General features: G+C 46.1%; 10 protein-coding genes. 8 read left to right on the forward strand and 2 right to left on the reverse strand.

The genetic code is table 11. The annotated features are described in order from the left end of the window. Positions 1 to 5: 5 nt before the first annotated feature. Both grxC and V7723_RS19520 read left to right on the forward strand, forming a co-directional pair. Entirely contained in the window at positions 6 to 266 is a 261-nt protein-coding gene (grxC, locus tag V7723_RS19515) for a glutaredoxin 3 (RefSeq protein ID WP_443024268.1), read from the forward strand. A 19-nt stretch (positions 267 to 285) separates the two neighbouring features. Next, a complete protein-coding gene (locus tag V7723_RS19520; RefSeq protein WP_335686177.1) occupies positions 286 to 1,140 on the forward strand; it encodes a carbon-nitrogen hydrolase family protein in 855 nt (284 codons plus the stop codon). Positions 1,141 to 1,147: 7 nt separating this feature from the next. Here the strand turns inward: V7723_RS19520 and V7723_RS19525 are convergent, their stop codons facing one another. Beyond that, the gene (locus tag V7723_RS19525) at positions 1,148 to 1,657 is read right to left on the reverse strand and encodes a class I SAM-dependent methyltransferase (protein ID WP_335686178.1); all 510 of its coding nucleotides are present in this window, start codon (positions 1,655 to 1,657) and stop codon (positions 1,148 to 1,150) included. Between the two features lie 95 nt (positions 1,658 to 1,752). Here V7723_RS19525 and V7723_RS19530 point away from each other — a divergent pair, with 95 nt between their 5' ends. Continuing rightward, entirely contained in the window at positions 1,753 to 2,193 is a 441-nt protein-coding gene (locus tag V7723_RS19530) for a DUF1178 family protein (protein WP_335686179.1), read from the forward strand. 48 nt (positions 2,194 to 2,241) lie between these two features. Here the strand turns inward: V7723_RS19530 and V7723_RS19535 are convergent, their stop codons facing one another. Next, a complete protein-coding gene (locus V7723_RS19535) occupies positions 2,242 to 3,219 on the reverse strand; it encodes a peptidylprolyl isomerase (RefSeq protein WP_335686180.1) in 978 nt (325 codons plus the stop codon). A 329-nt stretch (positions 3,220 to 3,548) separates the two neighbouring features. Between V7723_RS19535 and secA the strand changes: the two genes are divergently transcribed. The 5 genes from secA (at position 3,549) to V7723_RS19560 (ending at position 8,873) form a co-directional block, all read left to right on the forward strand. Continuing rightward, positions 3,549 to 6,230: a preprotein translocase subunit SecA gene (secA, locus tag V7723_RS19540; RefSeq protein WP_335686181.1), complete on the forward strand. Its 2,682-nt coding sequence runs from the start codon at positions 3,549 to 3,551 to the stop codon at positions 6,228 to 6,230. 37 nt (positions 6,231 to 6,267) lie between these two features. Continuing rightward, positions 6,268 to 6,729 carry a tellurite resistance TerB family protein gene (locus V7723_RS19545; RefSeq protein WP_335686182.1) on the forward strand — a complete coding sequence of 154 codons (462 nt, stop codon included), beginning with the start codon at positions 6,268 to 6,270 and terminating at the stop codon, positions 6,727 to 6,729. A gap of 105 nt (positions 6,730 to 6,834) precedes the next feature. Further along, positions 6,835 to 7,173, forward strand: a complete 339-nt coding sequence (gene fdxA / locus V7723_RS19550; protein ID WP_335686183.1) for a ferredoxin FdxA — start codon at positions 6,835 to 6,837, stop codon at positions 7,171 to 7,173. 267 nt (positions 7,174 to 7,440) lie between these two features. After that, positions 7,441 to 7,938: a CarD family transcriptional regulator gene (locus V7723_RS19555; protein ID WP_335686184.1), complete on the forward strand. Its 498-nt coding sequence runs from the start codon at positions 7,441 to 7,443 to the stop codon at positions 7,936 to 7,938. Positions 7,939 to 8,114: 176 nt separating this feature from the next. After that, positions 8,115 to 8,873, forward strand: coding sequence for a hypothetical protein (locus tag V7723_RS19560; protein ID WP_335686185.1), 759 nt, complete (start codon positions 8,115 to 8,117; stop codon positions 8,871 to 8,873). Positions 8,874 to 8,944 lie beyond the last annotated feature (71 nt).

An 8,944-nucleotide genomic window follows, 5' to 3' on the forward strand; every position in this document is an offset into this window, starting at 1 on the left:
CGGTTATGAAAAATATAGAAATATATACGACAATGTTTTGTCCTTTCTGTTCACGAGCAAAAAAGCTACTAAAGCAAAAAGGTGTCGCCTATAAGGAAATCGATGTGACGGTTTCTGGTGACTTACGGCAGGAAATGACGAAGCGGGCTGGCGGATCCTACACCGTACCGCAGGTTTTCATTGACGGTGAGCATATCGGCGATTGCAACTACCTTTATATGTTGGACGATGCCGGAAAACTGGACCCTATATTAGGGAAATCGTGAAGGCTCGGTCGGAGAAAAAATGTCATCCTTTACAGCCGCATGCATCCAAATAACTTCAAAAACCGATGTTCACGAGAATTTGAAGATATCAACGGAACTCATTCGTGAAGCGGCAGCAGATGGCGCTCGCTTTATTGGGACACCTGAAGTGACCAATATGTTGGAACCGCATAAAGCAGCTGCCAGAGAGAAAGCGCAACTGCAGGCAGATGATGTGACACTTGCCAACTTTCGACAGCTGGCCGACGAGTTGGACACATGGATTTTAGCCGGATCATTGGTTATAAAAAAACCGGACGACGACCGTCTGGCAAACAGATCTTTTCTTATTCGTCCTGACGGATCAATCGCTGCTCAATATGACAAAATTCATATGTTTGATGTAGAGTTGGATACGGGGGAATCACATAAGGAAAGCAAGGCTTATGCGCCGGGTGACCGGGCGGTTTTAGCCGAAACACCCTGGGGCCAAATAGGGCTTTCTATCTGTTACGATGTGCGCTTTGCGCATTTATATCAGGCATTGGCGCAAGATGGCGCCGGTATTTTTACCGTTCCAGCAGCATTTACGCATACAACAGGCCTCGCACATTGGGAAATTCTTCTCCGGGCACGGGCTATTGAAAATGGCGCCTATGTTATTGCGCCAGCGCAATGTGGACAAAATTCCGAGAAAAGAAGGACCTTTGGTCATTCCATGATTATCAGTCCCTGGGGTGAAATATTAGCAGAAATGGGGGAAGACCCCGGTTATATCACAGCAGATATTGACACAGATGCGATAACGCGGCGACGGCAGCAAATTCCTAATCTACGGAATAATCGCGACTTCAGGTTGGCGTCTGGCGATTATGTCGCAACAGCCGCCGAGTAAAATCCGCTCAAGGCTTTTTAATGGCGGCAATCGATTGACGCATCGCTGGTGCCGGACCTGTGATAGGTCCATGAAAATAGTCAATAACATCAAAACTCTCCCCGCACAGGGTTTTGAGTTCCTTTGGTGCTAATAAGAAATCCGGATTTCGCGGCCGGCCAAATTTTTCGTTTCCCCGGGCAAAAGTATCATAAAGCAGAACACCGCCCGGCACCAAACTGTCAAAAATATTTTGAAAAATAGGCCGGTGGAGGTAGTTAACGACGATAATGCCGGAAAACATTTGCTCTGAGAATGGCCAGGGTTGGTTTTCTAAATCAGCCTCAATTACACTGATATTTGACATAGGCTGATGCGCTATCACCTCTGTCGTATCTTTATCAACGGCAACGACGTCATACCCAAGCTCTTGCATATAAAAGCTATGGCGGCCAGTGCCACAAGCAACATCCAATACAGGATGCTCCTTTGGGAGAAGCGCACTATGTTTCCGTATCCACGGAGAGACAGGTATCATACATTTCTCAGTTAAAAAACGACGCCGCACTTGTGTTTACTGCGGAAACAATTATTTTTAAATCATGAGTATCAGAATACAAAGCAATAATCTAAATGATTAAATATGATCTAAAATGCGATAACGCCCATATATTTGAGGCGTGGTTCAAGAATAGTGCGACGTATGACGCTCAGGTCGGCGCGGGTGGTTTAGCATGTGCCGTATGCGGCGCAACGGGCATATCCAAAGCGCCCATGGCACCCTCCGTACCCAAGAAGAACTCCCTGTCCAAAAATGATCGTCAGGCCATGGCGGAAAAAGAAACCAATCAAGCCGCCACAATGATGAAGGCCATGCGAGAAATCCGCGAGACCGTGGAAAAGAATTTTGATAACGTCGGCGACCAGTTCGCTGAGGAAGCCCGCAAAATTCACTATGGTGAAACTGAGACACGCGGAATCTATGGACAGGCCACGACAGAAGAAAGCAGCGAGCTACGAGAAGAAGGTGTGGAAATTAACGAAATACCCTGGATTCCGAGCACTGACAATTAAAAAGGGCTCGAATAATCGAGCCCTTTAATGATGGTGCCGGAACGACAGTTAGTCTTTTTTATCAGTCTCTTCAGCGCCTTCGGCCTCTTCAGTTTTTGACTTCTCTTCCATTTTCTCATCTTCTTTAGGTGTCAGAAGAATAATTGACGCAGCGGCCTTTAGTTCGTCAATCATTGTAGTCACCATGGAATTCGTTTTTTGGCCTCGAATTTCCTCTTGTTTTTCTTCAAACGCTGGCGGCTGTGTCTGGCGCTTGTCTTCTACTTTAATGACATGAAAGCCAAATTTGGTTTTAACGGGCTTTTTCGTATATTCGCCGGCGGGCAGATCAAATGCTGCTGTTGCGAATTCTGGCACCATCCGGTCTCTAGTGAAATAACCAAGATCTCCGCCGTTCGGGCCGGAGGGACCTGTCGAATATTCCTTGGCAAGCTCAACAAAATCTCCGCCGTCGCCCAGCAACTTAATGACATCGGTCGCTTCTTGTTCAGTTTTTAACAAGATATGACGTGCTTGCACTTCATCGGCAGGTTTAAACTCAGCAGCGAATTTATCATACTCCGCTTGGATCACTTCATCTGTGACCATGGCGTCAATTTTTTCTTTCAAGTAGTATTCCTGCAGCAGTTGTTCACGAACCGTATTCAAGCGCCCCTGAAACTCTGCATTTTCGCCAAATTTTTCTTTTTTTGCTGCCTGCCCGATGACAGCCATGCTGACTAACTGATCCAGCAGCTGTTGCTCTACAAATTCTTTCGGAGCCTGGCGGTATTGAGCCGGAAGTGTTTCGTATAATGCATCTACATCGGCATCCGTAATTTCTGCACCATTCACCGTCGCCAATACTTTTCCGTCAGCGGCACCCTCTTTTTCCATTGTCGCGGAATTGTCTGAAGACATGCCCGATTCGATAGCAGCAGCGATCTCACTCATTGATCCGCCTTTTGCGTTTGAGCCGACATAATAGCCGATGAGTACTGACAATATTGCAACGACTGCAAATGCGAGAAAGTGAACTGATTTCATAGTATCTTGATCCTAATTTGTTGTTCGCATCCTCGAAAGCTACGTATCATTTTCCGGAGATGACGGAATTCCAGCGAATATAGTCGTTATTAACGTGAGAACAACCTTTGTTAAATTTATGAGACTGATTTTCACTTTTTCGCCTCAAAAACTTCACCTTTACGCCATCTCCTGTTTGGATAGATTGACATAACTGCGGTTGCCCCTTATCTGTCTCCTTAGATATAACGGCATTTTTTAACCTAATTGCAGATGCTTTAATGAAATATTGTGCGTCTTAGATGTACAGTTGTTTGATGTCACAACCCTTGACTGGAGTATAGTCAGATATGTTCGGTTCCTTTGCCAAGAAGTTATTCGGGTCTCCGAATGACCGGGCACTTAAGCTTGTTCGAACCAAAGTAGACGAAATAAACTCGTTGGAAGAGGAGATTAAACCTCTTAGCGATGACGAGCTAATGGCTAAAACAACGGAGTTTCGGCAACAGATTGATGCGGGACGATCGCTGGACGATTTACTGCCAGAAGCTTTCGCCTGTGTAAGAGAAGCGGCCGTGCGTGCCTTGGGTGAGCGGCATTACGACGTGCAGCTCCTTGGCGGGATCGTACTTCATCAAGGTAAAATTACGGAAATGAAAACCGGTGAAGGTAAAACACTTGTTTCGACTTTGCCCGTCTATTTAAATGCTTTGGAAGGCAAGGGCGCCCATGTGGTCACCGTAAATGACTATCTGGCCCAACGCGATTCAGAATGGATGGGCCGGGTTTTCGCCAAGCTTGGGATGAAAGTTGGATGTGTCGTTCACGGTCTGGACGACAATGAACGCCGTGCGGCCTATGCTGCAGATATTACTTACGGTACCAATAACGAATTCGGCTTTGATTACCTCCGTGACAATATGAAGTTCGAAAAACCTGCTATGGTCCAACGGACGTTCAATTTTGCAATTGTCGATGAAGTTGACAGTATCCTCATCGATGAAGCCCGAACGCCTTTGATTATATCAGGACCGGCAGAAGATTCATCTGAACTTTATCGGGCCATGGATAGTCTTGTTCCGCAAATTGGTGAAGACGATTTCGAGAAAGACGAGAAATCTAAAACCGTAAACTTTTCGGAAATTGGCACTGAACGGATGGAAAAGATCCTTGACGAAGCCGGCCTTCTCAAAGGCAATAATTTATACGACAGCGAGAATATTACAGTCGTCCACCATGCTAACCAGGCGCTGCGCGCACATAAACTCTTTGAAAAAGACAAAGACTATATCGTTAAAGACGATAAAGTTGTCATCATCGATGAATTTACCGGCAGAATGATGGACGGCCGCCGGTTCTCTGAAGGTTTGCATCAAGCGCTTGAAGCCAAGGAACATGTGACAATCCAGCCGGAAAACCAGACACTTGCTTCGATAACCTTTCAAAATTATTTCCGGCTCTATAACAAGCTTGCGGGAATGACCGGTACAGCTGCGACGGAAGCTGAGGAATTTCACGAAATTTATGGCTTGGAAGTAGTAGAAATCCCGACAAATGTCGGTGTCGCACGTAAAGATGCTGATGACGAAGTATACAGAACTGCTGACGAGAAATATTCTGCAATTATCGACACCATTGAAGTCTGTGCAAAACGTGGGCAACCTGTTCTTGTGGGAACAGTTTCCATCGAAAAATCTGAAATGCTTTCTTCCATGCTCGAGAAGAAGAAGATTCCGCACAAGGTTCTGAATGCCCGCTATCATGAGCAAGAAGCTGAAATAATCGGCCAGGCTGGTCAGTTTGCCGCCGTTACAATTGCCACCAATATGGCAGGCCGCGGAACAGATATTAAATTAGGCGGCAACGAAGATATGGCGATCATGTCCCGTATCGCCGACGAAACCGATGAAGCAAAGATCGCTGAAATCACAAAAACGATAAAAGGCGAGATTAAGGAACAACGATCCAAGGTCCTGGAGGCTGGCGGATTGTTTGTTATCGGCACAGAACGCCATGAATCCCGCCGCATTGACAACCAGTTACGTGGACGATCTGGCCGCCAGGGTGACCCCGGAGCATCTCATTTCTTCTTGTCTCTACAAGATGATTTAATGCGTATCTTCGGTTCTGAGCGGATGGACGGCATGCTTCGGAAGCTTGGACTGGAAGATGGCGAGGCCATTGTCCATCCGTGGATCAACAAAGCTCTTGAAAAAGCCCAACAAAAAGTTGAAGCCCGCAACTACGACATCCGTAAGAATCTTCTGAAATTTGATGATGTCATGAATGACCAACGGAAGGTGATTTATGAGCAACGTATTGAATTGATGGACACACAAGATGTTTCCGAAACAGTCACGACCATGCGTGATGAAGTCGTCGATGACTTAGTCGATACGCATATTCCGCCAAAAGCTTATCCCGAGCAGTGGGATACGGATGGCTTAAAGGAAGCCGTTGCCAAAACCCTTGCACTTGATCTGCCCGTGGACGAATGGGCAAAAGAAGAAGGCATCGCAGATGAAGAAATTCGGGAGCGCCTGAAAGATGCAGCAAACCGCAAAATGGCGGAAAAAGCTGCTAATTATGGACCCGAAATCATGCGAATGGTCGAGAAAAGCATTTTGCTGCAAATTCTCGACCAAGCTTGGAAAGAACATTTATTGCAATTGGATCAATTACGTCAGGGAGTTTCGTTGCGCGCATACGCCCAAAAAGATCCGTTGAATGAATATAAGACTGAAGCCTTCACCATGTTCCAAGTCATGTTGGATACTCTACGTGAAACAGTGACAACTTATTTATCGTTCGTCCAGCTACAAAATCCTGCTGAACAACTCCGACGGAATGAGCCGGATGAAAGTGAACTGCAAGTAACGCATATCGATCCTGTTACCGGCGAAAACGAATTTGAGGCCGCCGAGCTAGAACTGGACAGTGAAAACCCGGAAACTTGGGGCAAGGTCAGACGAAATGAGCCCTGCCCTTGCGGATCCGGCAAAAAATTTAAACAATGTCACGGACAGGTTTGAAGTCACAGACATCGTTGTTAACAGTTGAGGGTATGTGATGATTTCTTTCCTGAAAAGCCTGATGTCCGATGGCGACGATCAGAAAAAACCATCTAATTCGGATGAAGAGCATATCGCCACCGCTGCCCTCCTGATTGAGGCAGCGCTTTCCGATGACGATTTCAAGGATGTGGAACGACAAGCAATCCTGGATGTTCTTGAACGGCATTATAAAATATCGGAAAGCGAGGCAACCGAACTTTTACACGATGCTGAAAAAGCCCAGGCTGAAGCCGGGCAACTTTTTTACTTCACACGGACGGTCAAAGAAAGTTTTCCCATTGAGACCCGCGTTCAAATGATCGAGATGTTGTGGGAAATTGCGTACGCTGATGGCGTCCTAAGCAAATTTGAAGCCAATCTTGTCCGGCGAGTCGCGGGCTTGATCTATGTCAGTGATCGGGACCGGGGAAATGCCCGTAAACGTGTCCTCGCGCGTTTGGGAATTGATCCAGACTGATAAATTGCGCTCCTTTTTATTTTTGTCTTGTTTTTCACCTCCTTTAGCGATAATCCGTTAAGGAGTTCTTGTAATGTTGACTATTCGAATAAGCTGGAGAAAAAAATGACCTACGTCGTGACCGAAAATTGCATTAAATGCAAATACATGGACTGCGTGGAAGTCTGCCCGGTTGATTGCTTCTATGAAGGCGAAAACATGCTGGTCATTCATCCAGATGAATGTATCGACTGCGGTGTTTGTGAACCTGAATGCCCGGCTGAAGCAATTCTTCCGGATACGGAAGACGGCGTCGAAGAAATGTTAGAGGTGAACAAAGAGTTTGCTGAAAAATGGCCGAATATTACGCAAAAAGGAGAGCAAGCTCCTGATGCTGAAGATTGGGACGGAAAAGCAGACAAATTTAAAGAGCATTTCAGCTCAAATCCAGGTGACCAGAGCTAATAAAGCTTGTAAATACCTGATTTATCACGACTTAAGGAACAAGATTAGCATTTTACGAAAAAATGTGATATAGTTCCTGCATTGAATGTAGTCATTTTGAATTAACTGGGGCGCGAAAGGCTGGAATATGCTTTTTAGGAGCCCTTTTTATGTTGTGACTTTTGTTTTACTGGTGGACAGAGCTATACATGCAGCGCGGATAACGCTGCAGTTTTTTTTGGGCAATCATACCCTAAGCTCTCATCAAGGCTAATGAAAAGGATTTGTATGACTAAGGAATTGGAATTCGCACCTCTGGATCATGTTGTGTACCCAACACATGGTGTCGGACAAGTCATCAGTATTGAAGAGCAGGAAATATCCGGCATGGCATTAACTCTCTATGTTGTCGATTTTTCTCATGAAAAAATGACGCTACGCGTCCCGATTAAACAGGCAAAAAATGTTGGAATGCGGGCTTTATCCTCACCTAAGAAGATGAAAAATGCTCTGGAAACATTAAAAGGACGTGCTCGGATTAAACGGACAATGTGGAGCCGGCGGGCGCAAGAATATGAAGCCAAAATCAATTCTGGCGATCCAATACTGATTGCTGAAGTTGTTCGCGATTTGCATAGAAATGAAGATCAACCGGACCAGTCATATAGTGAGCGGCAAATATATGAAGCTGCGCTCATACGTCTGTCACGCGAGTTAGCTGTTGTAGAGCAAATCGAAGCAGATGCTGCTGCGGAAAAAGTCCAGAAAGTCCTAAAAGCCGCTTAAGCTACAAAAAATAAGCGACGACAAAAGCCTGGATGAAAATCCGGGCTTTTTTGTCCTAAATTTTATCAATTACGGCCTCAAGGGCTTGCACAAATCAAAACGAACCTACATTGTGCGACACTATGAGATTAAATGCTTACAGAGAGAAATTCGGCTGCCTTGCGCAGGTTGGACGCGTGTGGGCTGTCTCAAGCATCCATGGTGAACTCACCCGGCTTATTCAGCTGCACGATACTCTTGTTACACGTTGGAAGCCCGGTGACCGGCTTGTGTATCTAGGGAATTACTTGGGTCGGGGTCCGGACATCAAAGGCGTGTTGGACGAACTCCTTTCCTTTCGCATTAATCGGCTCTGTCTTGCGGGGATGGCAGCGCAAGATATCGTCTTTCTGCGAGGCGCTCAGGAAGAAATGTGGCGAAAGCTTCTCCAGATTCAACTTGCATCTGATCCCAACACCGTTTTTGACTGGATGACGGAACACGGCATTGGACGAACCCTTGAGGCGTATGGCGAATCCGAAGAGGAGGCCCGAAAATATTTTCGCGAAGGTATCCTCGCGACAACAAAATGGACGAACCGGTTGCGAGAAAAAATACAGTCGAACCCGGGCCATAATGACATTCTTGTTGCTCTTCGTAGAGCTGCTTATACGGAAGACGGAGAGCTCTTATTTGTTCATGCAGGGGTCGATCCAGGCAAAGCCGTTATTGATCAAAATGATACCTTTTGGTGGGGCAGCCCGCATTTTGATATGATCGATAAACCCTATTCTGGATTTCAAAAAGTTATTCGCGGCTACGATCAGGCACAACTTGGAATCACGGAGACGGCACATACAGCGACAATCGACGGCGGGTGTGGTCACGGCGGTCCATTATACACTGCCTGCTTCAATTTGGAGGGCAGTATAGTGGATCAAATTTGTATCGAATGACGTCGCTCTCGTTTCTATTGCGCAAATTCGAGCGATTTATATGCCTGGCCCTGGACTGGCTTTTCGCTCTC

The sequence above is a fragment of the Sneathiella sp. genome, from assembly GCF_036960985.1.
GTDB lineage: Bacteria > Pseudomonadota > Alphaproteobacteria > Sneathiellales > Sneathiellaceae > Sneathiella.

Excerpts from the sequence above, each read along its gene's own strand:
- grxC (WP_443024268.1), top strand. The coding sequence starts at position 6 with ATGAAAAATATAGAAATATATACGACAATGTTTTGTCCTTTCTGTTCA.
- V7723_RS19520 (WP_335686177.1), top strand. The coding sequence starts at position 286 with ATGTCATCCTTTACAGCCGCATGCATCCAAATAACTTCAAAAACCGAT.
- V7723_RS19525 (WP_335686178.1), bottom strand. The coding sequence starts at position 1,657 with ATGATACCTGTCTCTCCGTGGATACGGAAACATAGTGCGCTTCTCCCA.
- V7723_RS19530 (WP_335686179.1), top strand. The coding sequence starts at position 1,753 with ATGATTAAATATGATCTAAAATGCGATAACGCCCATATATTTGAGGCG.
- V7723_RS19535 (WP_335686180.1), bottom strand. The coding sequence starts at position 3,219 with ATGAAATCAGTTCACTTTCTCGCATTTGCAGTCGTTGCAATATTGTCA.
- secA (WP_335686181.1), top strand. The coding sequence starts at position 3,549 with ATGTTCGGTTCCTTTGCCAAGAAGTTATTCGGGTCTCCGAATGACCGG.
- V7723_RS19545 (WP_335686182.1), top strand. The coding sequence starts at position 6,268 with ATGATTTCTTTCCTGAAAAGCCTGATGTCCGATGGCGACGATCAGAAA.
- fdxA (WP_335686183.1), top strand. The coding sequence starts at position 6,835 with ATGACCTACGTCGTGACCGAAAATTGCATTAAATGCAAATACATGGAC.
- V7723_RS19555 (WP_335686184.1), top strand. The coding sequence starts at position 7,441 with ATGACTAAGGAATTGGAATTCGCACCTCTGGATCATGTTGTGTACCCA.